Origin of the sequence: Pseudomonas sp. CFBP13508, from assembly GCF_005233515.1 — a bacterium.
GTDB classification, from domain to species: domain Bacteria; phylum Pseudomonadota; class Gammaproteobacteria; order Pseudomonadales; family Pseudomonadaceae; genus Aquipseudomonas; species Aquipseudomonas mercuritolerans.
Map to the genome: position 1 here is coordinate 390,111 of NZ_QFZZ01000006.1, position 23,813 is coordinate 413,923.

Consider the following 23,813-nt stretch of genomic DNA (forward strand, 5'->3'; position numbering starts at 1 on the left):
CACCTCAATACTGGGTCAGATCCGCTAACGGATGCCGCCCCTCCCAAACCTTGTGAAAGTGCGCCTCGACCACCGCATCCGGCACGTTATTGATATCCGGCCAGTGCCAGTGCGGTTTCTGATCCTTGTCGATCAGCCGCGCGCGCACGCCTTCGCTGAATTCCGGATGGCGGCAGCAATTGAGGCTCAGGGTGTATTCCATCTGGAATACTTCGGCCAGCGACATGTGCCGCGCGCGGCTGATCTGTTCCCAGACCAGATGCGCGGTCAGCGGCGAGCCCTCGGTCATGGTTTTCGCCGCGCGGGCAATCAACAGATCGCTGCTGTCGCGGTGCAGGCTGATGGCTTTCCACGCACAGGCAACGTCGCTGACATCGAGCAGTTCGTCGATCTGCTGACGACGCGGCAGCCACTGCGCTTCGGGCATTTGCTCAAGTGCCTCCTGCTGCAGAGCCTTGAGCAGGCTGTTGAGCTGCATGGCGGTCTGTTCCTGCCAGTTCAATTGCAGCAAGCCTTCGATCAATTGCGGTTGCTGTTCGTCGAGCAGGAAGCGGTCGGCCAGAACCAGATCCAGCGCATCACGGCCGTTGATATGCGCGCCGGTCAGGCCGAGAAACAAGCCGAGCTTGCCCGGCAACCGCGCAAGAAACCAGCTGGCGCCAACGTCCGGATACAGACCAATGGTGATTTCCGGCATCGCCAGACGGCTGCTCGGCGTGACGATCCGCGTGCTCGCGCCCTGCAACAGGCCCATGCCGCCGCCAAGCACGTAACCGTGGCCCCAGCAGATCAGCGGTTTCGGATAGGTGTGCAGGTTGTAATCGAGGCGATATTCCGCGCTGAAAAACTGCGCGGCCAGCGGCGGGACTTCGCCGGGGTGAGCGCGGCAGGCTTCGACCAGGCTGCGCACTTCGCCACCGGCGCAGAAGGCTTTGGCGCCGTTACCGCGCAGCAGTACGCAGACGATTTGCGGGTCATTGGCCCAGGCGTTCAATTTGTCGCTGAGCGCGTTGATCATCGGCAGGGACAGCGCGTTCAACGATTTTTCGGCATCCAGGCTGGCGATGCCGATGCGGGCGCCGTCGGTGCCGGTAAGTTCTTCGAAGTGCAGATTCATCGTGACCTCGATCGGGAATTTGAGCGAACAGTATGATCGCTATGGGAGAAAGTGCCGGATCTGCGTCAGATCAATTGACAAGCGTGGTCGGCTTTCCTAGGGTTCGCCCCATTGTTTTTGCCGGAAATGACCATGACTGCTGACGACCGTATCAAACTCGAACCGAGCTGGAAGGAGGCACTGCGTGCTGAGTTCGACCAGCCTTACATGGCAGAGTTGCGCAGCTTTCTGCAGCAGGAGCGGGCGGCCGGCAAGGAGATCTATCCGCCGGGACCGATGATTTTCAATGCGCTGAACTCAACGCCGCTGGACAAGGTGAAAGTGGTGATCCTCGGCCAGGACCCTTACCACGGCCCGGGCCAGGCCCACGGTCTGTGCTTCTCGGTGCAACCGGGCGTGCCGGCGCCGCCGTCGCTGGTCAACATCTATAAAGAGCTGAAGCGCGACCTCAATATCGACATTCCCAACCACGGCTACCTGCAAAGCTGGGCCGAACAGGGCGTGCTGCTGCTCAACACCACCATGACGGTTGAGCGCGCCAATGCCAACGCGCACAAGGACAAGGGCTGGCAGCACTTCACCGACCGCATTATTGAGGTGGTCAGCGAACGGCAGCCGCATCTGGTGTTCATGCTTTGGGGCGCCCATGCGCAGAGCAAGCAGAAGCTGATCGACGCGACCAAGCACCTGGTGCTGACCTCGGTGCATCCGTCGCCGTTGTCGGCATATCGCGGGTTTTTGGGCTGTGGGCATTTCAGCCGGACCAACAAGTTTCTCGAACAGAATGGCGAAACGCCGATCGACTGGCGCTTGCCACCGATTTGATGTCTCGATCGGGTTGGCCCCTTCGCGAGCAGGCTCGCTCCCACAGCAATTGTGTGCAAGCCACAAAACCCCGTGGGAGCGAGCCTGCTCGCGAAAAGGGCAACTCGGTTTTCAGTCTTACGCGGGATGACGGTTCCAATACCTGAACAACGGCTCCGCCAGAAACAGCACGAACAACAGCCGCATCACCTGCATCGCCGTCACCAGCGGCACCGACAATTGCAGGGTTTCCGCGGTCAGGCTCATTTCGGCAATCCCGCCGGGCATCATGCCCAGGGTCAGCGAACGCAGATCCAGATGGGTCAACGCACTCAAGCCCAACGCCGCCAGCGACGCGATCAACATGGTCAGCGCGGTGCCGATCAACGTCCGGCCCATGAACGACGGCGCGCGGCGGAAGAACTGCCGATTGAAGTGACAGCCCAGACCGCTGCCAATCAGCCATTGGCCGATCTGACTGCCGCCATTGGGCAAACCGATGTGCAAATCCCACGTAATGCTCACCGCCGCACTGACCAGCAACGGCCCGAACAGCCATGGATTGGGTTGGCGCAGACGCTGCCAGAACCAGGCGAGCAGGGCGCCCGCCGGAAACAGAATCGCCAGCCAGCGCCAATCGACGCTGCCGGCGTGAGAAATCGGCGTACCGTCACCGAGCAGATACTTGAACGCCGCCGGCACGCACAACACCACCACCAACACCCGCAGACTCTGCCCGGCCGCGACATGGCTGAGCAGTGCACCGTTACGGGCGCCGAGGTTGACCATCTCCCCGGAACCACCGGGCATGCTTGAGAAAAACGCCGTGGCGCGATCCTCGCCGGTGCGGCGCATCAGCCATACGCCGACCACCGCCGACAGGCTCGTGACCAGCGCACCGAAGAAGATCAAACCGAAATGACTGAGCACCTGTTCCATCACCAGCGGGGTGAAGTGCAGGCCGATACCGATGCCGACGATCCACTGGCCGCACTTGCGCCCGCCAGGAATTTCCGCCAGTTGCCACGGCGTCAGGCAGCGCACCAGGATGATCGCCAGCAACGAGCCGACCATCCACGGCAGCGGCCAGCCGATCTGGCTGGCGATGAAACCGCCAAGCAGACCGACCAGCGGGGTGCCCCACCAGGCTTTCAGGGACAAGCGATCAAACATCGGCAATGACGCGCCGTGCCGCCGAACGTTTACGCCAGATGCGAATCAGCGGCATCAGCAGCATGATTGCGGTGAGGATCCAGCAACCGAAGGTGATCGGACTCGACCAGAGAATCTCCAGCGCGCCATTGGAGATCGACAGGGCGCGACGCAGGTTCTGCTCCATCAGGCCACCGAGGATGAAGCCCAGCAGCAGCGGCGACAGCGGGAAATCCAGCTTGCGCAGGATGTAACCGAAGATGCCGATACCGATCATCAGGAACAGATCGAAGGTGGTGGCGTGCACAGCGTAAACGCCGATCCCGGTGATGATCGCGATGATCGGCACCAGCGCCCAGTTCGGCACGGCGAGGATTCGGGTGAACACGCGGATCATCGGAATGTTGAGGATCACCAGCATGACGTTGGCGATGAACAACGAAGCGATCAGGCCCCAGACGATGTCCGGTTGCTGTTGGAACAGCAGCGGGCCTGGAGTGATGTTGTACAGCGACAGCGCGCCGATCATCACCGCGGTGGTGCCCGAACCCGGAACGCCGAGGGTCAGCATCGGAACGAGAGCGCCGCACGCCGCGCCGCCGATAGCGGTTTCCGGCGCGGCCAGACCACGGGGGTCGCCTTCACCGAACTTGCCGCTGGTGCCGGCGATGCGCTTCTCGGTCATGTAGGCCACGGCACTGGCGAGCGTTGCGCCGGCACCGGGCAGCACGCCCATGATGAAACCGAGCACGCCGCAGCGCACGTTGACGACGAACACCGACGCCGCTTCCTTGAAGTTGAACATCATCCGGCCGGTGGCTTTCACCGCTTCCTGGCCGTGGTGGGTTTTTTCCAGCAGCAGAAGGATTTCGCTGATCGAGAACAGACCCAACACCAACACCACGAACTGGATGCCGTCGGTCAGGTGAATGTTGTCGCCGGTAAAACGGTAAACGCCACTGTTGGCATCGATGCCGACGGTCGAAAGGAACAGACCGATCAGCGCCGCGATAAAGGTCTTCAACGGTCGATCACCGGCCATGCCGCCGAGACAGACAATTGCGAACACCATCAGCACGAAGTATTCCGCAGGTCCGAAGGCAATCGCCCATTTCGCCAGCAGCGGCGCAAACAGCACCATGCCGCAGGTGGCGATGAACGCGCCGATGAACGAACTCCACGCCGACAGCGACAGGGCGACACCGGCCATACCTTTACGGGCCATCGGGTAGCCGTCGAGGGTGGTCATTACAGTCGAGGCTTCGCCCGGAATGTTCAGCAGGATCGAGCTGATCCGGCCGCCGTATTCGCAGCCCAGATACACCGCTGCGAGCAGGATCAGCGCCGACTCCGGCGGCAGACCGAGGGCGAACGCGATCGGAATCAGCAACGCCACGCCGTTGATCGGACCAAGCCCCGGCAACAGGCCGACGACGGTGCCGATCAGGGTGCCGCACAGGGCGGTCACCAGGTTGTACGGGCTCAGCGCGACGCCGAAGCCCTGACCCAAATAGCCAAGGGTATCCATATCAGTTCTCCAGGACGCTGAGCAGGCCGAGGGGCAGCGGAACATCCATCAAGCGATCGAACAGCAGATAGAGACCAACCGCCATCAGGCTGATGATCACCACGCTCGGCAGCCAGCGGCCGCCATAGAGACGGGCCATCGGTACGCCGGTAATGATGCTGGCCACGATGAAGCCAAGGGGTTCGAAGGTGCCGGCAAATACCAGCAGCAGCACCACGCATACACCGATCTTGGTCAGGGTTTCGCGATCCAGCGGCGGCTCGTCTTCACTGTGTTTGATCGGCGCCGGGCGAAACACCATGTACAGCAGCGCCAGGCCCATCAGGCCGAGCATCAGCAGCGGAAAGGCGCGCGGGCCGACCGGTTCGTAGGAAAAAGCCGCTTGGTACGGCCACGCCATCAGTGCCAGGCCGGCACACACCAGCAGCAACACCGAGGCGAAAATGCGTTGAATAAGCATGGGAGCTCCTGTGCTGCGTCCCCGCGTAGGAGACGCAGCCACTAGACAGAGACGATCACTGGATCAGGCCGAACTCTTTGGCCAGCACTTTGTAGTCGGCGACCTGCTTCTTCACGTAGGTGTCCAGTTCCGGGCCGGTCATGGCGAACGGGAACAGTTCACGCTGATCGCGCAGCTTGGCGAACTCCTCGGAGGCCAGCAGTTTGTCGAACGCGTCTTTCCACCAGGCGTAGTCTTCGTCGCTGACCTTCGGCCCGAGGTAGAAGCCGCGCACCACCGGCCAGACGATGTCGTAGCCTTGTTCGCGAGCGGTCGGGATGTCTTTCATTTCCGGCTCGTCGAGACGTTTGTCGGCGAATACCGCGAGCAGGCGCATGTCACCGCTCTGGATGTGCGGCATGGAGTCGGAGATGTCGGTACTGCCGACCTGGATGTGGCCGCCGAGCAGGGCCGTGGCGATTTCACCGCCGCCTTCAAGGGCGACGTAGCGCAGTTCACGCGGGTTGATTCCGGCAGCCTTGGCGATCAGTGCGGTCTGCATCCAGTCCTGGCTGCCGACGGTGCCGCCGGAGCCGATAACCACCGAGCCTGGATCTTTCTTCAACGCCTGAACGAGATCGTCGAGGGTCTTGTAGGGCGAATCGCTTTTCACTGCGATGGCGCCGTAGCTGGTGCCGACGGCCGCGAGCCAGCGCACGTTGGTTTCATCGAAGCGGCCGAACTTGCCTTGGGCCAGGTTCAACAGCGAACCGCTCGACCACGCCACCAGCGTGCCGGCATCCGCCGGACGTTGCGCCACTACTGCGTTGTACGCCACCGCGCCTACACCGCCGGGCATGTAGGTCACGCGCATTGGTTTGCTCAGCAGCTTCTGGTTGACCAGTGCGCTCTGCACCAGTTTGCAGGTCAGGTCGAAACCACCGCCGGGGGAGGCGGGGGCGATGCATTCCGGACGTTTCGGCTCGGCCATGAGTTGGCCGGCAAACAGCATCGCGCCAGCGGCGAGAGCAACTTTACGCAGTGATACGTTCATTTGAGTCTCCAGAGGAGTTGTTGTTATGGATGGACCGAATGACCAAAGGGCAACGCGAAAGCCTAGCGGCAGGCGCAGTTTTCTCGCGGCGCGCGCGCAAGGACTGAAACAACGGAGGGGATATAGGACTGCGGCGAGAAACCGACAGTGCAATGGTGGAATCGAGCAAGGCGAGCAGGCATTAAAGCCTTGGTGCGCATGGAGGGCATGCTGGGGTACTCCGTTATTGTTCTTATGAGTCGAAAACGCTTCATGGCGTTTTTCGTTGCGCTGTGTGGCAGCAGCGGCGACAGTCGAAACTGTCCGTGGGCCGACTCTAACCGGCTAACCTTTCAACAACCTTTCAGTTGTCTTTCACGGTTTTCGGGCTTCACAGCGGCGGTTGCGGCTGTAAACTCCGCGGCAAAGCGCGGCGTCGGCCAACCCTGAACGAGGTACAAATCCATGCGTGTCCTGCTTGTCGAAGACCATCTGCAACTGGCCGAAAGCGTCGCTCAGGCGCTCAAGAGCACCGGTCTGACCGTGGATGTGCTGCACGATGGCGTGGCCGCCGACCTGGCGTTGGGCAGTGAGGAATACGCCGTAGCGATCCTCGACGTAGGCCTGCCGCGCATGGACGGTTTCGAGGTGCTGGCGCGGCTGCGTGCACGGGGCAAGAACCTGCCGGTGTTGATGCTGACCGCGCGCAGTGACGTCAAGGATCGCGTGCATGGCCTCAATCTCGGTGCTGACGACTACCTGGCCAAGCCGTTCGAACTGACGGAACTGGAAGCGCGAGTCAAAGCCTTGCTGCGCCGCAGTGTCCTTGGCGGCGAGCGTCAGCAGCGCTGTGGCGTGCTGGCTTACGACCTCGATACGCGGCGCTTCACCCTCGGCGACGAACTGCTGACCCTCACCTCGCGCGAGCAGGCCGTCCTCGAAGCGCTGATCGCGCGGCCGGGGCGAGTGATGAGCAAGGAACAACTGGCCGCGCAGGTGTTCGGCCTCGACGAAGAAGCCAGCCCCGACGCCATCGAAATCTACGTGCACCGCTTGCGCAAGAAACTCGACGGCCAGCCCGTAGCCATCGTCACCTTCCGGGGCCTCGGCTATCTGCTGGAAAGCCGCGATGCATAAGCCCAGCAGCCTGCGCTGGCGGTTGCTGTGGAACCTTGGATGGTTGCTGGTGGTGCTGATGCTCGCCAGTGGCTTGAGCGCTTACTGGAACGGTCGCGAGGCCGCCGACACCGCGTATGACCGCACGCTGCTGGCCTCGGCACGGACCATCGCTGCCGGGTTGTCGCAACGCGACGGCAGCCTCAGCGCCGACGTGCCTTACGTGGCGCTGGATACCTTCGCCTATGACAGCGCCGGGCGCATCTATTACCAGGTCAACGACATTCACCAGAAGCTGATCTCCGGTTACGAAAACCTCCCCGGACCACCGCCCGGCACGCCGCGCACTGATAGCTATCCGGCGCTGGCACGCTTCTATAACGCGAAGTACAACGGCCAGAACGTACGTGTGGTCAGTCTGCTTAAAGCCGTAAGCGAGCCGAACATGAACGGCATGGCGGAAATCCGCGTGGCTGAAACCGACGAAGCGCGGGTAAGCATGGCGCGCAGTCTGGCGGCTGACACCCTGTTGCGCTTGGGCATGCTGGCCGTCGGTGCATTGCTGCTGGTGTGGTTCGCGGTGAGTGCGGCGTTGCGCCCGCTGGAGCGGTTAAGAACCGCTGTTGAGGAACGCCAGCCCGACGATTTGCGGCCGCTGCCGCTGGTGGAAGTGCAGCATGAATTGGGGCCGTTGGTGCGCGCGCTCAATCATTTCACCGAGCGTCTGCGCGGCCAGTTCGAACGGCAGGCGCAGTTCATTGCCGATGCTGCCCATGAATTACGCACACCTCTGGCTGCACTGAAAGCACGGCTGGAACTGGGCCTGCGCTCGAACGAGCCGGAAACCTGGCGCACCACGCTGGAATCATCCGCACAAAGCACCGATCGCCTGACTCATCTGGCCAATCAGCTGCTGTCGCTGGCCCGGGTCGAAAACGGTGCGCGGGCGATTGCCGAGGGCGGCGCGCAGTTGCTCGATCTGAGCCAGTTGGCCCGAGAGCTGGGCATGGCCATGGCGCCTTTGGCGCACAAGCGCGGCGTGGCGCTGGCGCTGGAGGCGGATGAACCGGTGTGGCTGCGCGGTGAGCCGACGCTGCTCAATGAGCTGCTGAGCAATCTGGTCGATAACGCGCTGGCGCACACGCCACCGGGCGGCAATGTGATTCTGCGGGTCACGGCCCCGGCGGTGCTTGAGGTTGAGGACGACGGGCCGGGCATCCCGCTGCACGAGCGTGATCGAGTGTTCGAACGGTTTTATCGGCGCAATCAGCAGGTTGCCGGTTCAGGTCTGGGCTTGGCGATTGTCGGCGAGATCTGTCGTGCGCATCTGGCGCAGATCACCCTGCATGATGGCGAGCAGGCAGGGTTGAAGGTGCGGGTCAGCTTTATTGCCGGGTAGTGCTTTTGTGGTGAGGGTTTTTTGTGGCGAGGGGATTTATCCCCGCTCGGCTGCGCAGCAGTCGCAGTTCAGCGATCACAATCTGTCTGGAAAAAACCGGGTCGCAGAGTTCAGCGTCGCTTCGCAACCCAACCCAACGGGGATAAATCCCCTCACCACAGGTCAGTAGAACATCGACCGCGATTCTTCCAGATCCGCGCAAAATTGCTTGTTCTCCGGGTCAATCCCCAGCTTCCTGAACGCCGGCACGCTAAACGGGTCAATCCGCGCAAACGGATGGTCGGTGTCCTTGCGGCAATACAGATTGGCCACCTGCACGACATCGACGTAATCGATGCGCGTCGAGTCGCGGCTGAAGTCTTGATAGAGCAATGGCAAATGCACCAGGCGCTCGGGAAACTCCCAGACCCGCAGCAATTTCTCGCCGAGCAATGGGTGAATCTGCTCGATCACATGGGTCAGGCTGACCGCATCGGAGAGCAGTTCATTGTGGTCTTCGGCGTAAGTCAGAATCGGCAACACGCCAATCTGATGCACCAACCCGCCGAGTGCCGCCTGATCGGGTTTGAGCTGGGTGTGGCGACGACACAGCGCATAGCTGACGCCAGCGATTTCCAGACTGCTGCGCCAGACTTCGCGCATCTTCTGTTCGACCACTTCGGAGCGGGCGTTGAAGATCTGCTCCATCACCAGACCGATCGCCAGGTTGCTGCTGTAGTTGATGCCCAAACGGGTGATGGCGGTGTGCAGGTCGGTGACTTCCTGCGCGGCGCGCAGCAGCGGACTGTTGACCACTTTGATCAGGCGCGCCGACAGCGCGGTGTCGCGGCCGATGACTTTGCTCAGATCGCTGACGCTGATTTCCGGATCCTCGGCGGCCTTGCGAATCTGCAGGGCCACTTCCGGCAACGTTGGCAGGACCAGGTCATCGTTATCGATGGCCGCAACCAAATCCTGTTGGACCTTTTCCGCCAGTTCGCTCATTTGGACTCTCTAGGGTGTTGCAACAATGCTGCGATCAACGCTGGATTTCGCGGTCGCGATCCAGTTCGTAAGGCAGGTCGAGCACGTGCAACGCGGGGCCTTCGAGGGCGCCCAGACGCAAATCACCGGCTTCGGCAGCTTCGGCCTGCAACACGGCCAGGAGTTCAATGTTTCCCTCGGCATTGGCCGCCAGCACCACTTCGCCGATCGAGCTGCTATGGCTGGGCGCGAACAACTGAGTGCCGGGCTCCGGCAACTCTGCTGCTTCGAGGCGCAAGCGGTACAGCCGACGCTTGAGCTTGCCCAGGTACTGCATGCGCGCAACGATTTCCTGGCCGGTGTAGCAGCCTTTCTTGAAACTCACCCCGCCGACCGCCTGCAGATTGAGCATCTGCGGAATGAACAGTTCGCGAGTGGAAGGCATGACCTGACCGATACCGGCGCGGATCTGACCCAGCAGCCATTGATTCAGTTCGGCCTCAGGCAGCGCGGTCGACAGTTGGCTTTGCACGCTTTGCGCCTGAGCGGCAGGCACCCAGAGTTCGGCGCGCTCGGGCGAAACGCGAATTGCGATCAGGCCTTCATGGCGCACAACGCTGTCGGTTTCGGCGGGCAGTGCCAGACCGAGGCTGGTCAGGGCTGCATCGCCATGCGCCAGACCGAAGCGCACCCAGGCGGCGCTTTCATCGGTCAGCTTCGATTTGGAGAACACCGCGTACTTTTTCAGGTCGGCCAGTTGCGGCTCGAGCAGCTCGCTGGCCATCGCCATCACCACGCCGTCACCTTCAAGCAGGATGCGGAAGCTCGACTGCATCCGGCCTTTCTGCGTGCAGCGGGCGCCAAGGCTGGCGCGGGTGTCGCTCAGGTAATTGATATTGCAGGTCAACTGGCCTTGCAGGAATTTTCCGGCGTCCGCACCGCGAACCGCGAGTACGCCTTCATGAGACAGGGTGCAGAAAAAAGCAGAATCGGCCATGGGTCATCGCAGGGTAAATAGACTGGGGCACATCATAAGGGGGCAGGGTTGAAATGGGTAGTTGATAAAGGATCAGGGGTCCCCGACCAAAGCCGACTGTGCGGCCCGCGCCGGGGCTGTATACTGCCCGGCAAATTCGAGGAGGGCTCCATGGTCGAACAAGTTGAACTGAATCGCCTCTTTTGGCACAGCCGTCGCGGCATGCTTGAGCTTGACGTGCTGCTGGTGCCGTTCGTGCAGGAGGTTTACGCGACGTTGAATCAAGTGGATCGCGATCTGTACGTGCGTTTGCTGACCTGTGAGGATCAGGACATGTTCGGCTGGTTCATGGAGCGCAGCGAGTCGGAAGACCCCGAGCTGCAACGCATGGTCCGGATGATTCTGGATCGTGTCCAGCCCAAGTAATACGTTCGAATGCCGCTGGCATGCCTCACGGCAGTTGCTGGCGGCGTATCTGCAGGCCCAGGCGTTCGCCATGGGCTCGTTGTTTCTGCTGTCGATTCCACTCTGGGCCAGTCTGCTCGGCGCTTGCGCCTGTGCGCTGCATGGTTTTTGGGTGCTGCCACGGCAGATTTTGCTGAGTCATCCGCAAGCATTTTGCGGCTTGCGCCGCGATGGCGATGGCTGGCAGGTGTGGAATCAGGCTGATGGCTGGCAAGCGGTGCAACTGCGCCCGGACAGTCTGGCGCTGCCATTGATTGTGGTGCTGCGCTTTCGTCTGCGCGGAAAGTGGCGGGTCAGATCGATCTGCGTGCCACGTGACTCGCAGGCGGCGGATCTGCACCGACGCCTGCGAGTGCGGCTCAAGTTCAGCCGGCGTAGGTGGGCGGCACCAGAATAGTGTCGAGCGCTTCGGGCAGCATATCCGGATAGTCGAGGGTGTAATGCAGTCCGCGACTTTCCTTGCGTTCCATGGCTGAGCTGATCATCAATTCGGCAACCTGTGCCAGGTTGCGCAACTCGATCAGGTCGCGGCTGACTTTATAGTTGCTGTAAAACTCATCGATCTCATCCAGCAGCAGACGCACCCGGTGCTGCGCCCGTTGCAGACGCTTGTTGGTGCGCACGATGCCGACGTAGTCCCACATGAATCGGCGCAACTCGTCCCAGTTGTGCGCGATGATCACGTCTTCATCCGAGTCGGTGACCTGGCTGGCGTCCCAGACGGGCAGGGCGCTTGGCGCCGCAACGTCATCGAGTTGCGCAAGAATGTCCGCCGCTGCCGAACGGGCATAAACGAAGCATTCGAGAAGCGAGTTGCTGGCCATGCGGTTGGCGCCGTGCAGACCGGTGAAACTGGTTTCGCCGATGGCGTAGAGGCCGGGTACATCGGTGCGACCGTGCTGATCGACCATCACCCCGCCACAGGTGTAGTGCGCGGCGGGGACCACCGGGATCGGTTGTTTGGTGATGTCGATGCCGAAGCCCAGGCAGCGCTCATAAACAGTCGGGAAGTGGCTTTTGACGAACGATTCAGGCTTGTGGCTGATGTCCAGATAAACGCAGTCGACACCCAGACGCTTCATTTCATGGTCGATGGCCCGCGCGACGATGTCACGAGGCGCCAGCTCCGCTCGTTTGTCGAAGCGATACATGAAGCGCTCGCCGTTGGGCAGCTTCAAATGCGCGCCTTCGCCGCGCAGCGCTTCAGTAATCAGGAAACTCTTGGCTTGCGGGTGATACAGGCAGGTCGGGTGGAACTGGTTGAATTCCAGATTCGCCACGCGGCAACCGGAACGCCAGGCCATGGCGATGCCGTCACCGCAGGCGCCGTCGGGGTTGCTGGTATAAAGGTAGACCTTGGCCGCGCCGCCCGAAGCCAGAATCACGAAACGTGCGCCGTAGGTGTCCACTTCGCCCGTGGCGCGGTTCAGCACGTAAGCGCCCAGGCAACGATCGCCTTCCATGCCCAAGCGGCGTTCGGTGATCAGATCGACGGCGACGCGTTGTTCCAGCAATTCGATGTTTTCACGCTCTTTGGCCTGGGCCAGCAAGGTCTTGAAGATCGCCGCGCCGGTGGCGTCGGCAGCATGGATGATGCGTCGATGGCTGTGGCCACCTTCGCGGGTCAGGTGAAATTCGAAACCACCGTCTTCAGTGCCGGACTGTTCGTCGCGGGTGAACGGTACGCCTTGGTCGATCAGCCATTGAATGGCCTCGCGGCTGTGCTCGACGGTGAAGCGTACGGCGTCTTCATGGCACAAGCCGCCGCCCGCATTGAGGGTGTCGTCGACATGGGATTCGACAGTGTCGGTATCGTCGAGCACGGCGGCAACGCCGCCCTGGGCCCAGAAGGTCGAACCGTTGGCGAGATCGCCTTTGCTCAATACGGCAATGCGCAGATGACCGGGCAAGGTCAAAGCGAGAGTCAAACCGGCAGCACCGCTGCCAATCACCAGAACATCGTGTTGGAACTGTTGGCTCATTTCAGGATTCCGCTCAAAGCGACCCGGGTCGGGGTTGGCGCAAGACAGCTGGATCGGCGAGTCAAGACAGCCACACAGCCCACTAGTATATAGAGGGGTTGGGCGGCACAATAGCCGGGCCCAGATGGCATTGTGAGACTACTGCGCATTAAAAAGCGCTGTGCTTCGTCGGAAGTTTTTTCCGGCGGTTTCGGGAATAGACACCTGTATCGGCGCTGAAACAGTCTTTTCCGAGCAGGGTTGCGCAATGTCAGGTGGGTACGGCTATAAATAATTGGAACTTTTGCCAAAGGCCCAAGATCAATAGACGGTGCCAGAAACCAGGGACAGTGTCGGCTTCAGTGCGGAATCTGCGTTTGGATTCCTGCCGGCGAAACCGATAACAAGATTATTCGCGCAGCCGGTTCAACCCGCGCTGCGTTTTTCGTGCGTGCCAAATCAGAGCCCGCAGGAAACTTGCTTGGAGGGGGAGAACTTTTGCGAAAAGCCCGAGTCTATGTTTGCAAGTCTGGTCGTTTAGTAATGCAAGTCTCCTCCGGGCTTATCGAGGAGTGTTCATGCTAACCCAGGAAGAGGATCAGCAGCTGGTCGAACGCGTACAGCGTGGCGACAAGCGAGCTTTCGATCTGCTGGTGCTGAAATATCAGCACAAAATTCTCGGGTTGATCGTGCGTTTTGTGCACGACACCCATGAAGCCCAGGACGTTGCTCAGGAAGCCTTTATCAAGGCGTATCGGGCACTTGGAAATTTCCGCGGTGACAGTGCGTTTTATACGTGGCTGTACCGTATTGCCATTAACACGGCAAAGAACTACCTGGTTTCCCGCGGCCGTCGGCCGCCGGATAGCGATGTAAGTTCAGAGGATGCAGAGTTCTACGATGGCGATCACGGCCTCAAGGATCTCGAATCACCGGAACGTGCATTGCTGCGGGATGAGATCGAAGGCACTGTCCATCGGACCATCCAGCAACTGCCAGAGGATTTGCGTACGGCTTTAACTTTACGTGAATTCGATGGTCTGAGTTACGAGGACATTGCGAGCGTCATGCAGTGTCCGGTGGGTACCGTGCGCTCCCGGATTTTCCGCGCTCGGGAGGCCATCGATAAAGCCCTGCAACCGTTGTTGCAGGAAAACTGAGACAGCGGCGACAGCCAAGAGAGGAACGCCATGAGTCGTGAAGCCCTGCAGGAATCGCTGTCCGCAGTGATGGATAACGAAGCGGACGAACTGGAATTGCGTCGAGTGCTCAGCGCACTGGATGATGTAGATACCCGTGAGACCTGGGCTCGTTACCAGATCGCTCGGGCAGCCATGCACAAGGATCTGCTGCTTCCGCGTCTGGATATCGCTGCGGCAGTGTCCGCTGCGCTGGAAGACGAAACGGCTCCGGCCAAAGTATCCCGCAGCCCGTGGCGTAACCTGGGTCGCCTCGCTGTTGCCGCTTCGGTGACCGTGGCCGTTCTGGCCGGTGTTCGCCTGTACAATCAGGACGAAATTGCTGGTGTTGAACTGGCCCAGCAGTCGAATCAGCCTACTCTGGCCACTCCACAGGTCAAGGGTCCGGCAGTTCTGGCTGGTTACAGCGAAAGCTCGGAAGCGACTGGTCCTATGGCTAACGGCGTTCTGCAAGGTCAGCCAGGCTGGCATGATCAGCGTCTGCCAGGCTACCTGCGTCAGCACGCTCAGCAGGCTGCACTCAAAGGAACTGAAAGCGCGCTGCCATACGCACGTGCCGCAAGCCTGGAAAACCGTTAAGGAGGATCATGCGCGCCATCCCTCTACTTTCGCTTCTGCTCAGTGGCTGGTTCGTTGTTCCAGCCCACGCTGACGAGGCCCAGGACTGGTTGACCCGTCTGGGCCAGGCCGAGCAGCAGCAAAGCTTCCACGGCACTTTCGTTTACGAGCGCAACGGCAGTTTTTCCACGCACAACATCTGGCATCGCGTCCAGAATGGCCAGGTCCGCGAGCGGTTATTGCAGCTCGACGGCTCGGCTCAGGAAGTCGTGCGCATTGATGGACGTACTCAATGCGTCAGCGGCACCCTGATTGCGGGATTGGGTGACTCACCCAACGCTGCCGCCCGTGCGCTGGATCCCAAAAAGCTGAAGAATTGGTATGACCTTGCCGTCATTGGCAAGTCGCGCGTGGCTGGCCGTGAGGCAGTGATCGTCTCGTTGACCCCTCGTGATCAGCACCGTTACGGTTTCGAGTTGCATCTGGACAAGAAAACCGGGCTGCCGCTCAAGTCGTTGCTGTTGAATGACAAAGGGCAGTTGCTCGAGCGTTTCCAGTTCACCAGCCTCGACACGGATGAAATCCCGTCAGACAAGGACTTGTTGGCGGACCCGGATTGCAAGCCGATCAACATTGCAAGCGACAAGGCTTCTGCAGCTAAAACCGTGCAAAACTGGCGTTCGGACTGGCTCCCGCCAGGCTTTGAGCTGACCAGCAGCAGTTCGCACAAGGATGCGCAGACCAAGACCCAAGTCAGCAGCCTGATGTATGACGATGGTCTGGCGCGTTTCTCGGTGTTCCTTGAACCGTTGAATGGCGCAACCGTCACTGACACCCGCACTCAGTTGGGCCCGACCGTCGCGGTATCCCGTCGCCTGACCACGCCGCAGGGTGAAATGATGGTCACGGTGGTCGGTGAAATTCCGATTGGCACCGCCGAACGAATCGCTCTATCGATGCGTAACAACGATGGCGCTGCGACCAGCAAGCAGTGAGCTGATTTCAGTCATTTCCACTTCGTCGTCGAGACGTCGAAATGTTTGCTGAGCATTTTCATTTGCAAAACCCCTGAAAATTTTTTATAGGTCAGAGCCTCACGGCTCTGGCCTTGTTTGTTGTTCCCGGAACAAAAATGCCGGTCTGTGGTTTCCGGTGTTCCTTTGCTCCATATCGCTTAACCCTGCTCGTCGTAACGGGAGCTGTATGTCGATACCAAGTTTGAAGTCTTACCTTTCCATCTTCGCCACCGTGCTGTTGCTCGGTCAGGCGGTTCCTGCTGCGCAAGCGGCCGATCTGCCTGATTTCACCCAGTTGGTCGAACAAGCGTCGCCTGCGGTGGTGAACATCAGTACCACGCAGAAACTGCCGGACCGTCGCGTCAACCAGCAGATGCCGGATCTGGAAGGCCTGCCACCGATGCTGCGCGAATTCTTCGAGCGCGGCATGCCGCCTCAGCAGCGCTCGCCACGTGGCGATGGCCGCCAGCGTGAAGCGCAATCGCTGGGCTCGGGGTTCATCATTTCGCCGGATGGCTACATCCTCACCAACAACCACGTGATCGCCGATGCTGACGAAATCCTCGTCCGTCTGGCTGATCGCAGTGAGATGAAAGCCAAACTGGTCGGCACCGACCCACGTTCTGACGTGGCGTTGCTGAAAATCGAAGGCAAGGATCTGCCAGTGCTCAAGCTCGGCAAATCCCAGGACTTGAAGGCCGGCCAGTGGGTCGTCGCAATCGGTTCGCCATTCGGCTTTGACCACACCGTGACCCAAGGCATCGTCAGCGCCGTCGGTCGCAGCCTGCCGAACGAAAACTATGTGCCATTCATTCAGACCGACGTGCCTATCAACCCGGGCAACTCCGGTGGCCCGCTGTTCAACCTGAACGGTGAAGTGGTCGGCATCAACTCGCAGATCTACACCCGCTCCGGCGGCTTCATGGGCGTGTCGTTCGCGATCCCGATCGACGTGGCGATGGATGTCTCCAATCAGCTCAAGAGCGGTGGCAAAGTCAGCCGTGGCTGGCTGGGCGTGGTCATTCAGGAAGTGAACAAGGACCTCGCCGAATCGTTCGGTCTGGATAAGCCGGCCGGCGCCCTCGTTGCGCAGATCCAGGATGACGGCCCTGCGGCCAAGGGCGGCCTGCAGGTTGGCGACGTGATTCTGAGCATGAACGGTCAGCCGATCGTCATGTCGGCCGACTTGCCGCATCTGGTCGGCGCGCTGAAGGCTGGCGCCAAAGCCAATCTGGAAGTGATTCGCGAAGGCAAGCGCAAGAATGTCGAGTTGACTGTCGGCGCGATCCCGGACGAGGACAAAGAGCTGGACGCGCTGCCGAAATCCGGCGCTGAAAGCAGCAGCAACCGCCTCGGTGTTGCGGTCGGTGAATTGACCGCCGAGCAGAAGAAAACCTACGACCTCAAAGGCGGTGTGGTGATCAAGGAAGTGCAGGACGGTCCTGCGGCCCTGATCGGTCTGCAACCGGGTGACGTGATCACCCACCTGAACAACCAGGCCATCGGCTCGGCCAAGGAGTTCACCGACATCGCCAAGGCGTTGCCGAAGAACCGTTCGGTGTCGATGCGCGTGCTGCGTCAGGGCCGTGCCAGCTTCATCACCTTCAAACTGGCGGAATAAGCCAGCAGGCAGGTAAAACGAAACCGCCTCGAAAGAGGCGGTTTTTTTGTGTCTGCAGTTTTTGTCTTAGTCGGGAAAGACTCAGCCCATCATGTCCTTGACCATACGCTCCTGCTCCATCAGTTCGCGCTGGCGGGCATCGATGCGCGAGGACAGCGGGAAGTTGTTGCCGGCCTTGCGCTTGGCGAAGTCCAGCTGCTGAATGGCCTGGCGGTAATCGCCGACCAGTGCAAAATACTCGGCGCGCGCCTGATGCAGTCCGATAATATTGCCCGACAGACCGCGGGTTTCAGCAACCTGATACCAGACGTCCGGATCATCCGGGCGTGACTTGAGCAGACTGTCGAGTGCCTTCTCGGCATCGGCGGCGCGATTCTGTTTCAGCAGCAGATCGACGCGCACCTGATTCAGCGGATAGTTGCCCGGGAACTGCGCAAGCATGCGGTCGACCCGTGACTGCGCATCGGGCAGACGATTGTTGGTGATGTCCAGATCGATCTGCGCGAGGTTGTAGATGATCTCGTTGGGTGACTTGGCCAGCAGTTGCTTGAGGTTCTCCCGCGCTTCATTGAGCTGGCCGCCCTTGATCTGGGCGATGGCGAGGCCGTAACGCGCCACGTCGTTTTTCGGATTCTCATCGAGCAGGGCGCGGAAACGCTTGGCGCCCAGCCCCGGGGTTTCCTCGTAGATCAACTGTACCCGCGCGCGGATCAACTGGTAGCGCATGCTGTCTTCGATGCCGCCCGGTTTCGCCTGCTCGGCGCGGTTGCGGGTGTCGGCGATACGCGATTCGGTGACCGGGTGAGTCAGGAGGAATTCCGGCGGCTTGGCATCGAAGCGGTATTGGCGCATCAGACGCTCGAACATGGTCGGCATCGAGCGCGGGTCGTACCCGGCCTTTTCCAGATTGAGGATGCCGATACGGTCGGCCTCCTGTTCGTTCTGCCGTGAGAAGCGCCGTTGTTCCTGCAACGCCGCAGCCTGGGTGCCGGCGATGGTGGCGATACCGGCATCACCGCCGCCTGCCGCCGCGATGACGATACCCGCCAGCAACGCGGCCATCATCGGCACCTGCATTCTTTGTGAGGCTTCGACGCCGCGAGCGAAGTGGCGTTGCGACAAGTGCGCCAATTCGTGAGCGAGCACCGAGGCGTATTCACCTTCGGTCTGGGCGTTGAGGAACAGGCCGCCGTTGACCCCGACCACGCCGCCCGGCGCTGCGAAGGCGTTGAGTTGTGGGCTGTTGATCAGGATGAATTCCAGGCGCCTGTCGGAGACCTGGCTGGTCTCGACCAGCTTGTACACGCTGGATTCGACGTAATCCTTGAGCTGCGGATCGTTGAGCTGGGAAACCTGACTGCGCAGCATGGCCAGCCAGGCGCGGCCGAGCTGGTATTCCTGTTGCGGCGAGACAATGGCAGAGCTGGCGTCGCCGAGTGACGGCAGATCGTCGGCAAAGCCTGGTGAGGCGAGCAGGCAAGCGAGCGTCAGCAGGGTAGGGCGCAGAAAAGTCATGCACAAAGCCTTGGAGGACAAAGACCTTACTGTAGCCGGACACCGAAGCCGCGACCAGATATTCTAGGCAGCTCGACAACCCGAACCGGAGTGACGCAATGACTGACGCTGTAGCCCATGACGTAGAATTGGACGCCAGTGGCCTGAACTGTCCTTTGCCGTTGCTCAAGGCAAAAATGGAACTCAACAAACTGCAAAGTGGCGCTGTGCTCAAGGTGATCGCTACCGATGCCGGCTCGCAACGCGACTTCCGTACCTTTGCCAAACTCGCCGGTCATGCGCTGTTGCGCGAAGAAGACGAGGCTGGGGTCTACCGTTACTGGTTGAAAAAAGCCTGAAGCGCCGCGCTAAAAACCGAAGGGATTATTGATGTTCAAAGTGTTACGCGACTGGATTCAGCGCTACTTCTCCGATGAAGAAGCCGTGGTGCTGGCAGTGCTGCTGTTTCTCGCCTTCACCGCCGTGCTCACCCTCGGCGGCATGCTTGCGCCGGTGTTGGCCGGGATGGTGCTGGCGTATCTGATGCAGGGCCTGGTGGTGACGCTCGAGCGGCTGCGCGTGCCGGGCGGGGTGGCGGTGGGGCTGGTGTTTGCGCTGTTCATGGGCGCGCTGATGCTGTTTATTGTCGTGGTGCTGCCGCTGCTTTGGCATCAGTTGATCACGCTGTTCAACGAGTTGCCGGGCATGCTCGCCAAGTGGCAATCGCTGCTGCTTCTATTGCCCGAGCGCTATCCGCATCTGGTGTCTGACGAGCAAGTCTTGCAAGCGATCGAAGCGGCGCGGGGCGAGATCGGCAAGTTCGGTCAGTGGGCACTGACTTTCTCGTTGTCGAGTCTGCCGCTGCTGGTGAACATCATGATCTACCTGGTGCTGGTGCCGATTCTGGTGTTCTTCTTCCTCAAGGATCGGGCGATGATCGGCGAGTGGGTGCGCGGCTATCTGCCCCGCGAGCGCGCGCTGATCACCCGCGTCGCCCAGGAAATGAACCGGCAGATCGCCAATTACATACGTGGCAAAGGCATCGAGATCGTGATTTGCGGCGGCGTGACCTACATCGCCTTCATCGCGCTGGGCCTGAATTACGCGGCGCTGCTGGCGTTGCTGGTCGGCTTGTCGGTGGTGGTGCCGTATGTCGGTGCGGTGGTGGTGACCGTACCGGTGCTGCTGATTGCGCTGTTCCAGTGGGGCTGGAGCGATCAGTTCATCTACCTGATGGCGGTCTACGGAATCATTCAGACGCTGGACGGCAACGTGCTGGTGCCGTTGCTGTTTTCGGAAGCAGTGAATCTACATCCGGTGGCAATCATCTGCGCGGTGCTGTTGTTTGGCGGGTTGTGGGGATTCTGGGGCGTGTTCTTTGCGATCCCGCTGGCGACGCTGTTCAAGGCTGTGCTCGATGCGTGGCCGCGCAAGGAGCCGGTGGTGGCGCCGTTGCTTTAGCGGTTGATCCGGATTTTACAGAGAGGCTATTCGCGAGCAGGCTCGCTCCCACGGTGATTACATTTCAATTGTGGGAGCGAGCCTGCTCGCGAAGGCGTCTTTACAGACGCAGCAAAAACATCAGGCTTTATTCAGAGCCTCAGCCGCCGCCAGCACGGCATCAACATGCCCCGGCACCTTAACACCACGCCATTCCTGACGCAGCACGCCGTCCTTATCAATCAGGAAAGTGCTGCGATCAACGCCCAGGTATTCCTTGCCATACAGCTTCTTCAGCTTGATCACGTCGAACAACTGGCAAACCGCCTCGTCCTTGTCGCTGATCAGCTCGAACGGAAATTCCTGCTTGCCTTTGAAGTTTTCGTGCGACTTCAAACTGTCGCGGGAAATGCCGAAGACTTCTGTGTTGGCAGCCTTGAACGCCGCATATTGATCGCGAAAGCCCTGGCCCTGAGTGGTGCAGCCCGGGGTGCTGTCCTTCGGGTAGAAGTAGATCACCACTTGCTTGCCCTTGAGTTCGGACAGGCTGACGGTCTGCCCGCTGGTCGCAGGCGCGGTGAAATCCGCAACCGGTTGGTCGATGACTACGGCCATGAAAGCTTCCTTACATTGGGTTTTGTGGGCGCCAAGGCTCGATCAGGGCATCCAGGTTCATCGCATCGGCGAAGTCGAGGAACTGATCGCGCAGCCAGCTGATCTGGGTGCCCGCCGGCAGGGTCACGGTGAACGTGGCGTTGAGCATGGTGCCGCCGGTCTGAGGCGCCTGATAGGTGTCGCAGGTGAGGTTTTCCAGCTCGACGTTGTGGTCCATGAAGAACTGGCACAGCTCATTGATGATGTCCGGGCGATAAGCCGAGCTGACGTAGGCCACGTAAGGCAGGGCCTGAGGGCGATTTTCCAGAGCGGCGCTGCGCACCACGTTGACTGTGAAAGCGTGACGCTTGGCCAGCACTGGCAGGCTGCCTTCGAGGCGCGCGAGGGCGTCCCAGCTGCCGGAAATTTCCAGCACCAGGGCGCTGCACTCGCCGTGGCGGGTCAGGCGAGAGGTGACGACGGCGCAGCGGTTTTCATGGCTGGCGCGGCACAGGACGTTGGTCAGCTCCATGGGGTTGGCGCCGAGGGCACTGATGACAAGGAATTGTTCGCGAACTGTGGGGGTGGACATGCAGCATTCCTAAAGCGATGAGCGGTCGGTAGGTTGACGGGCATTGGTAGCCGGGAGTGCCTGTTCTGGCGGTCCGTAAAAAGAGACCCGGCCAGCGATCGCGGCTCGCTCCACTGTGCGGGAGCGCGTCGATGCGACGCAGGAACGGGGCCTGGGAGGCCGAAAGGGGAGGCTGAAACCCGGCGTACAAGCTGATCTGTACCGATCAAAGTCTGAAGGGTAGCGAAAAGCGGCGCCAAGGGGAATGGCGGCGGCGCAGTACTTCGCTTGTGCAAGCATCTTGGCGCCAGTACCATTACCGCTCTCTTTTTCCGGCAGGAGCGGTTTCATGATTGCGGGCAGTATGGTGGCACTGGTCACTCCCATGGATGCACAAGGGCGTCTTGACTGGGACAGCCTCAGCAAACTCGTGGACTTCCACCTCAAGAACGGCACCCATGCCATCGTCGCCGTCGGTACTACCGGCGAGTCGGCCACCCTTGATGTAGAAGAGCACATCGCCGTCATCAAAGCCGTGGTCAAACAGGTTGCCGGGCGCATTCCGGTCATCGCCGGCACCGGCGCCAATTCGACCCGCGAAGCCGTCGAGCTGACCCGCAACGCCAAGGCCGCCGGCGCCGATGCCTGCCTGCTGGTGGTTCCTTATTACAACAAGCCGACCCAGGAAGGCCTGTACCAGCACTTCAAGCACATCGCTGAAGCGGTCGACATTCCGCAGATTCTCTACAACGTTCCCGGCCGCACCTCCTGCGACATGCAGGCCGAGACGGTGATTCGCCTGTCCACCGTGCCGAACATCATCGGCATCAAGGAAGCTACCGGCGACCTCAAGCGCGCCAAAGCGATCATCGATGGCGTGAGCAAGGATTTCATCGTGCTGTCCGGCGATGATCCGACCGCTGTCGAGCTGATCCTGCTGGGCGGCAAAGGCAACATCTCGGTCACCGCCAACGTCGCCCCGCGCGAAATGGCTGACCTGTGCGAGGCTGCGCTCAAGGGCGACGCCGATACCGCACGCGCAATCAACGAAAAACTGATGCCGCTGCACAAGGACCTGTTCATCGAAGCCAACCCGATTCCGGTGAAGTGGGCTTTGGTCGAAATGGGCCTGATGCACGAAGGCATCCGCCTGCCACTGACCTGGCTGAGCACCCCTTGTCATGAAACGCTGCGCTCGGCCCTGCGCCAGTGCAACGTCCTGGTTTAATTGAGGAAGTACAACGCATGAAGCGAATGGCCGGACTTTCCGCACTTGCCTTGATTATCTCCAGCACCAGTGGCTGCGGATGGGTCTGGGGGCCGGAAGGTTATTTCCGCGACCGTGGAAGCGATTACCTGCAAGCGCAACAGACTGCACCGATGCAATTGCCACCGGATGTGAGCACTGCCAAGCGCCTCGATCCGCTGTTGCCGATCCCGCGCAACGTGGCCGATGACACCGCGACGGGCGAATACGTCGTGCCGCGTCCTCAGCCGCTGTCGGCGGTTGCCGATGCCACCGATTACTCGCTGCAGAAGAGCGGTGATTCGCGTTGGGTCGTGGCCCAGCACCCGCCGGCCGAAGTCTGGCCAGTGGCGCTGCAGTTCTTCCAGGACAACGGTTTCCGTCTGGATGAACAGCGTCCGCAGACCGGTGAGTTCACCACCACCTGGCAGCACTCCGACGAGTTGTCCGCGTCGATGGCCAAGCGCCTGAGTGCGGCCGGTATCGCCAGCGACAGCGAAACCCGCGTGCGTGTGCGCATCGAGCCGGGTGTGCAGCGCAACACCAGTGAGATCTACGTGGTCAGCGCCGAGCGTCCTGCCGGCAGCACTGCCGACGTGGCTTTCACCAACCGTTCGGTCAACACTGGCCTGGACGCTGCGCTGGTCGACGACATGCTCGCGAGCATGAGCCGCACCTCCGAGAAGGGCGGTTCGGTGTCGATGCTGGCCTCGCGTGATTTCGATGCGCCGAGCCGTGTCAGCCTGAACGAAGACGGCAGCGGCAACCCGGTGTTGAACGTCGGTACCGATCTGGACCGCGCCTGGTCGAGCGTCGGCCGTGCGCTGGAACAGGGCGAATGGCGCGTTGAAGACATCAACCGCAGCCTGGGCCTGTACTACATCAACCTGGCCGAAAAAGCCGAGAAGAAAGACGACAAGCCTGGCTTCTTCAGCAGCCTGTTCGGCAGTGCGCCGAGCAAGGAAGAAGTCGAAGCCCGTGCCGAGCGCTATCAGGTTCGCCTGAGCAAGGTGGGAGAGAACATCCAGGTCACCGTCGAAAAGAACATCAACACCGTCGCGCCGGCCGATGTCGCGCGTAAAGTGTTGAGCGTGATTCAGGACAACCTGGGCTGATCCGAT

Annotated in this window: 24 protein-coding genes; 13 read left to right on the forward strand and 11 right to left on the reverse strand. The window is 60.7% G+C overall.

All coding sequences use genetic code 11. The features are described from left to right. Positions 1–4 precede the first annotated feature (4 nt). On the reverse strand, positions 5–1,117 hold the full coding sequence (locus PspCFBP13508_RS19120) for an enoyl-CoA hydratase/isomerase family protein (protein WP_137215408.1): 1,113 nt from the start codon (positions 1,115–1,117) through the stop codon (positions 5–7). Positions 1,118–1,249: 132 nt separating this feature from the next. On the opposite strand from PspCFBP13508_RS19120, the gene ung reads away from it, so the two are divergent. Beyond that, positions 1,250–1,942 carry a uracil-DNA glycosylase gene (gene ung, locus PspCFBP13508_RS19125; RefSeq protein WP_024011989.1) on the forward strand — a complete coding sequence of 231 codons (693 nt, stop codon included), beginning with the start codon at positions 1,250–1,252 and terminating at the stop codon, positions 1,940–1,942. 117 nt (positions 1,943–2,059) lie between these two features. Here ung and PspCFBP13508_RS19130 read toward each other — a convergent pair whose 3' ends face one another. The 4 genes from PspCFBP13508_RS19130 to PspCFBP13508_RS19145 are packed head-to-tail and all read right to left on the reverse strand — an operon-like array spanning position 2,060 to position 6,094. Next, positions 2,060–3,094 carry an AbrB family transcriptional regulator gene (locus PspCFBP13508_RS19130; protein ID WP_137215409.1) on the reverse strand — a complete coding sequence of 345 codons (1,035 nt, stop codon included), beginning with the start codon at positions 3,092–3,094 and terminating at the stop codon, positions 2,060–2,062. Further along, complete coding sequence (locus tag PspCFBP13508_RS19135) at positions 3,087–4,601, reverse strand: tripartite tricarboxylate transporter permease (RefSeq protein WP_016771277.1); 1,515 nt, start codon at positions 4,599–4,601, stop codon at positions 3,087–3,089. Before PspCFBP13508_RS19135 ends, PspCFBP13508_RS19130 begins: the two co-directional genes overlap by 8 nt. 1 nt (position 4,602) lies before the next feature. After that, the gene (locus PspCFBP13508_RS19140) at positions 4,603–5,061 is read right to left on the reverse strand and encodes a tripartite tricarboxylate transporter TctB family protein (RefSeq protein WP_137215410.1); all 459 of its coding nucleotides are present in this window, start codon (positions 5,059–5,061) and stop codon (positions 4,603–4,605) included. A gap of 55 nt (positions 5,062–5,116) precedes the next feature. Next, positions 5,117–6,094, reverse strand: a complete 978-nt coding sequence (locus PspCFBP13508_RS19145) for a tripartite tricarboxylate transporter substrate binding protein (RefSeq protein ID WP_137215411.1) — start codon at positions 6,092–6,094, stop codon at positions 5,117–5,119. A gap of 444 nt (positions 6,095–6,538) precedes the next feature. On the opposite strand from PspCFBP13508_RS19145, the gene PspCFBP13508_RS19150 reads away from it, so the two are divergent. Together PspCFBP13508_RS19150 and PspCFBP13508_RS19155 are read left to right on the forward strand one after the other, a co-directional pair. Further along, positions 6,539–7,210 carry a response regulator gene (locus PspCFBP13508_RS19150; protein ID WP_024011992.1) on the forward strand — a complete coding sequence of 224 codons (672 nt, stop codon included), beginning with the start codon at positions 6,539–6,541 and terminating at the stop codon, positions 7,208–7,210. Further along, positions 7,203–8,588, forward strand: coding sequence for a sensor histidine kinase (locus tag PspCFBP13508_RS19155; RefSeq protein WP_039760888.1), 1,386 nt, complete (start codon positions 7,203–7,205; stop codon positions 8,586–8,588). The genes PspCFBP13508_RS19150 and PspCFBP13508_RS19155 overlap by 8 nt, the downstream gene beginning before the upstream one ends. A gap of 162 nt (positions 8,589–8,750) precedes the next feature. Here the strand turns inward: PspCFBP13508_RS19155 and PspCFBP13508_RS19160 are convergent, their stop codons facing one another. Both PspCFBP13508_RS19160 and PspCFBP13508_RS19165 read right to left on the reverse strand, forming a co-directional pair. After that, a complete protein-coding gene (locus tag PspCFBP13508_RS19160; protein WP_016770675.1) occupies positions 8,751–9,572 on the reverse strand; it encodes an HDOD domain-containing protein in 822 nt (273 codons plus the stop codon). A 34-nt stretch (positions 9,573–9,606) separates the two neighbouring features. Continuing rightward, a complete protein-coding gene (locus tag PspCFBP13508_RS19165) occupies positions 9,607–10,548 on the reverse strand; it encodes a folate-binding protein YgfZ (RefSeq protein WP_137215412.1) in 942 nt (313 codons plus the stop codon). A gap of 150 nt (positions 10,549–10,698) precedes the next feature. On the opposite strand from PspCFBP13508_RS19165, the gene PspCFBP13508_RS19170 reads away from it, so the two are divergent. After that, on the forward strand, positions 10,699–10,953 hold the full coding sequence (locus PspCFBP13508_RS19170; protein ID WP_007911418.1) for a succinate dehydrogenase assembly factor 2: 255 nt from the start codon (positions 10,699–10,701) through the stop codon (positions 10,951–10,953). After that, on the forward strand, positions 10,937–11,389 hold the full coding sequence (locus tag PspCFBP13508_RS19175; RefSeq protein ID WP_137215413.1) for a protein YgfX: 453 nt from the start codon (positions 10,937–10,939) through the stop codon (positions 11,387–11,389). Before PspCFBP13508_RS19170 ends, PspCFBP13508_RS19175 begins: the two co-directional genes overlap by 17 nt. Here PspCFBP13508_RS19175 and nadB read toward each other — a convergent pair. After that, the gene (gene nadB, locus PspCFBP13508_RS19180) at positions 11,358–12,974 is read right to left on the reverse strand and encodes an L-aspartate oxidase (protein ID WP_110601813.1); all 1,617 of its coding nucleotides are present in this window, start codon (positions 12,972–12,974) and stop codon (positions 11,358–11,360) included. The genes PspCFBP13508_RS19175 and nadB overlap by 32 nt on opposite strands. A gap of 557 nt (positions 12,975–13,531) precedes the next feature. Here nadB and rpoE point away from each other — a divergent pair. The 4 genes from rpoE to PspCFBP13508_RS19200 all read left to right on the forward strand — a co-directional run bounded on the left by rpoE (position 13,532) and on the right by PspCFBP13508_RS19200 (position 17,347). After that, positions 13,532–14,113: an RNA polymerase sigma factor RpoE gene (gene rpoE / locus PspCFBP13508_RS19185; protein ID WP_003172477.1), complete on the forward strand. Its 582-nt coding sequence runs from the start codon at positions 13,532–13,534 to the stop codon at positions 14,111–14,113. A gap of 30 nt (positions 14,114–14,143) precedes the next feature. Continuing rightward, positions 14,144–14,731, forward strand: a complete 588-nt coding sequence (locus PspCFBP13508_RS19190) for an RseA family anti-sigma factor (protein ID WP_008077804.1) — start codon at positions 14,144–14,146, stop codon at positions 14,729–14,731. An 8-nt stretch (positions 14,732–14,739) separates the two neighbouring features. Next, on the forward strand, positions 14,740–15,705 hold the full coding sequence (locus PspCFBP13508_RS19195; RefSeq protein ID WP_137215414.1) for a MucB/RseB C-terminal domain-containing protein: 966 nt from the start codon (positions 14,740–14,742) through the stop codon (positions 15,703–15,705). A 208-nt stretch (positions 15,706–15,913) separates the two neighbouring features. Further along, on the forward strand, positions 15,914–17,347 hold the full coding sequence (locus PspCFBP13508_RS19200; protein ID WP_039760902.1) for a DegQ family serine endoprotease: 1,434 nt from the start codon (positions 15,914–15,916) through the stop codon (positions 17,345–17,347). A gap of 81 nt (positions 17,348–17,428) precedes the next feature. Here the strand turns inward: PspCFBP13508_RS19200 and PspCFBP13508_RS19205 are convergent, their stop codons facing one another. Continuing rightward, positions 17,429–18,862 carry a M48 family metalloprotease gene (locus tag PspCFBP13508_RS19205; protein WP_137215415.1) on the reverse strand — a complete coding sequence of 478 codons (1,434 nt, stop codon included), beginning with the start codon at positions 18,860–18,862 and terminating at the stop codon, positions 17,429–17,431. Positions 18,863–18,960: 98 nt separating this feature from the next. On the opposite strand from PspCFBP13508_RS19205, the gene PspCFBP13508_RS19210 reads away from it, so the two are divergent. Then, complete coding sequence (locus PspCFBP13508_RS19210; protein WP_016771269.1) at positions 18,961–19,200, forward strand: sulfurtransferase TusA family protein; 240 nt, start codon at positions 18,961–18,963, stop codon at positions 19,198–19,200. A 31-nt stretch (positions 19,201–19,231) separates the two neighbouring features. Next, positions 19,232–20,302 carry an AI-2E family transporter gene (locus PspCFBP13508_RS19215; protein WP_016771268.1) on the forward strand — a complete coding sequence of 357 codons (1,071 nt, stop codon included), beginning with the start codon at positions 19,232–19,234 and terminating at the stop codon, positions 20,300–20,302. A 120-nt stretch (positions 20,303–20,422) separates the two neighbouring features. Here the strand turns inward: PspCFBP13508_RS19215 and PspCFBP13508_RS19220 are convergent, their stop codons facing one another. Further along, positions 20,423–20,896, reverse strand: coding sequence for a peroxiredoxin (locus tag PspCFBP13508_RS19220; RefSeq protein WP_041478861.1), 474 nt, complete (start codon positions 20,894–20,896; stop codon positions 20,423–20,425). A 10-nt stretch (positions 20,897–20,906) separates the two neighbouring features. Then, complete coding sequence (locus PspCFBP13508_RS19225) at positions 20,907–21,467, reverse strand: glycine cleavage system protein R (protein ID WP_123465477.1); 561 nt, start codon at positions 21,465–21,467, stop codon at positions 20,907–20,909. 328 nt (positions 21,468–21,795) lie between these two features. Here PspCFBP13508_RS19225 and dapA point away from each other — a divergent pair, with 328 nt between their 5' ends. Then, entirely contained in the window at positions 21,796–22,674 is an 879-nt protein-coding gene (gene dapA, locus PspCFBP13508_RS19235) for a 4-hydroxy-tetrahydrodipicolinate synthase (protein WP_016771265.1), read from the forward strand. Between the two features lie 17 nt (positions 22,675–22,691). Then, positions 22,692–23,807 (forward strand): outer membrane protein assembly factor BamC, encoded by a 1,116-nt coding sequence (bamC, locus tag PspCFBP13508_RS19240; RefSeq protein ID WP_016771264.1) that lies wholly within the window; start codon positions 22,692–22,694, stop codon positions 23,805–23,807. Positions 23,808–23,813 lie beyond the last annotated feature (6 nt).

What these genes read in the sequence shown, in the direction of transcription:
- PspCFBP13508_RS19120 (WP_137215408.1), bottom strand. Translation starts at nt 1,117, where the DNA reads ATGAATCTGCACTTCGAAGAACTTACCGGCACCGACGGCGCCCGCATC.
- ung (WP_024011989.1), top strand. Translation starts at nt 1,250, where the DNA reads ATGACTGCTGACGACCGTATCAAACTCGAACCGAGCTGGAAGGAGGCA.
- PspCFBP13508_RS19130 (WP_137215409.1), bottom strand. Translation starts at nt 3,094, where the DNA reads ATGTTTGATCGCTTGTCCCTGAAAGCCTGGTGGGGCACCCCGCTGGTC.
- PspCFBP13508_RS19135 (WP_016771277.1), bottom strand. Translation starts at nt 4,601, where the DNA reads ATGGATACCCTTGGCTATTTGGGTCAGGGCTTCGGCGTCGCGCTGAGC.
- PspCFBP13508_RS19140 (WP_137215410.1), bottom strand. Translation starts at nt 5,061, where the DNA reads ATGCTTATTCAACGCATTTTCGCCTCGGTGTTGCTGCTGGTGTGTGCC.
- PspCFBP13508_RS19145 (WP_137215411.1), bottom strand. Translation starts at nt 6,094, where the DNA reads ATGAACGTATCACTGCGTAAAGTTGCTCTCGCCGCTGGCGCGATGCTG.
- PspCFBP13508_RS19150 (WP_024011992.1), top strand. Translation starts at nt 6,539, where the DNA reads ATGCGTGTCCTGCTTGTCGAAGACCATCTGCAACTGGCCGAAAGCGTC.
- PspCFBP13508_RS19155 (WP_039760888.1), top strand. Translation starts at nt 7,203, where the DNA reads ATGCATAAGCCCAGCAGCCTGCGCTGGCGGTTGCTGTGGAACCTTGGA.
- PspCFBP13508_RS19160 (WP_016770675.1), bottom strand. Translation starts at nt 9,572, where the DNA reads ATGAGCGAACTGGCGGAAAAGGTCCAACAGGATTTGGTTGCGGCCATC.
- PspCFBP13508_RS19165 (WP_137215412.1), bottom strand. Translation starts at nt 10,548, where the DNA reads ATGGCCGATTCTGCTTTTTTCTGCACCCTGTCTCATGAAGGCGTACTC.
- PspCFBP13508_RS19170 (WP_007911418.1), top strand. Translation starts at nt 10,699, where the DNA reads ATGGTCGAACAAGTTGAACTGAATCGCCTCTTTTGGCACAGCCGTCGC.
- nadB (WP_110601813.1), bottom strand. Translation starts at nt 12,974, where the DNA reads ATGAGCCAACAGTTCCAACACGATGTTCTGGTGATTGGCAGCGGTGCT.
- rpoE (WP_003172477.1), top strand. Translation starts at nt 13,532, where the DNA reads ATGCTAACCCAGGAAGAGGATCAGCAGCTGGTCGAACGCGTACAGCGT.
- PspCFBP13508_RS19190 (WP_008077804.1), top strand. Translation starts at nt 14,144, where the DNA reads ATGAGTCGTGAAGCCCTGCAGGAATCGCTGTCCGCAGTGATGGATAAC.
- PspCFBP13508_RS19195 (WP_137215414.1), top strand. Translation starts at nt 14,740, where the DNA reads ATGCGCGCCATCCCTCTACTTTCGCTTCTGCTCAGTGGCTGGTTCGTT.
- PspCFBP13508_RS19200 (WP_039760902.1), top strand. Translation starts at nt 15,914, where the DNA reads ATGTCGATACCAAGTTTGAAGTCTTACCTTTCCATCTTCGCCACCGTG.
- PspCFBP13508_RS19205 (WP_137215415.1), bottom strand. Translation starts at nt 18,862, where the DNA reads ATGACTTTTCTGCGCCCTACCCTGCTGACGCTCGCTTGCCTGCTCGCC.
- PspCFBP13508_RS19210 (WP_016771269.1), top strand. Translation starts at nt 18,961, where the DNA reads ATGACTGACGCTGTAGCCCATGACGTAGAATTGGACGCCAGTGGCCTG.
- PspCFBP13508_RS19215 (WP_016771268.1), top strand. Translation starts at nt 19,232, where the DNA reads ATGTTCAAAGTGTTACGCGACTGGATTCAGCGCTACTTCTCCGATGAA.
- PspCFBP13508_RS19220 (WP_041478861.1), bottom strand. Translation starts at nt 20,896, where the DNA reads ATGGCCGTAGTCATCGACCAACCGGTTGCGGATTTCACCGCGCCTGCG.
- PspCFBP13508_RS19225 (WP_123465477.1), bottom strand. Translation starts at nt 21,467, where the DNA reads ATGTCCACCCCCACAGTTCGCGAACAATTCCTTGTCATCAGTGCCCTC.
- dapA (WP_016771265.1), top strand. Translation starts at nt 21,796, where the DNA reads ATGATTGCGGGCAGTATGGTGGCACTGGTCACTCCCATGGATGCACAA.
- bamC (WP_016771264.1), top strand. Translation starts at nt 22,692, where the DNA reads ATGAAGCGAATGGCCGGACTTTCCGCACTTGCCTTGATTATCTCCAGC.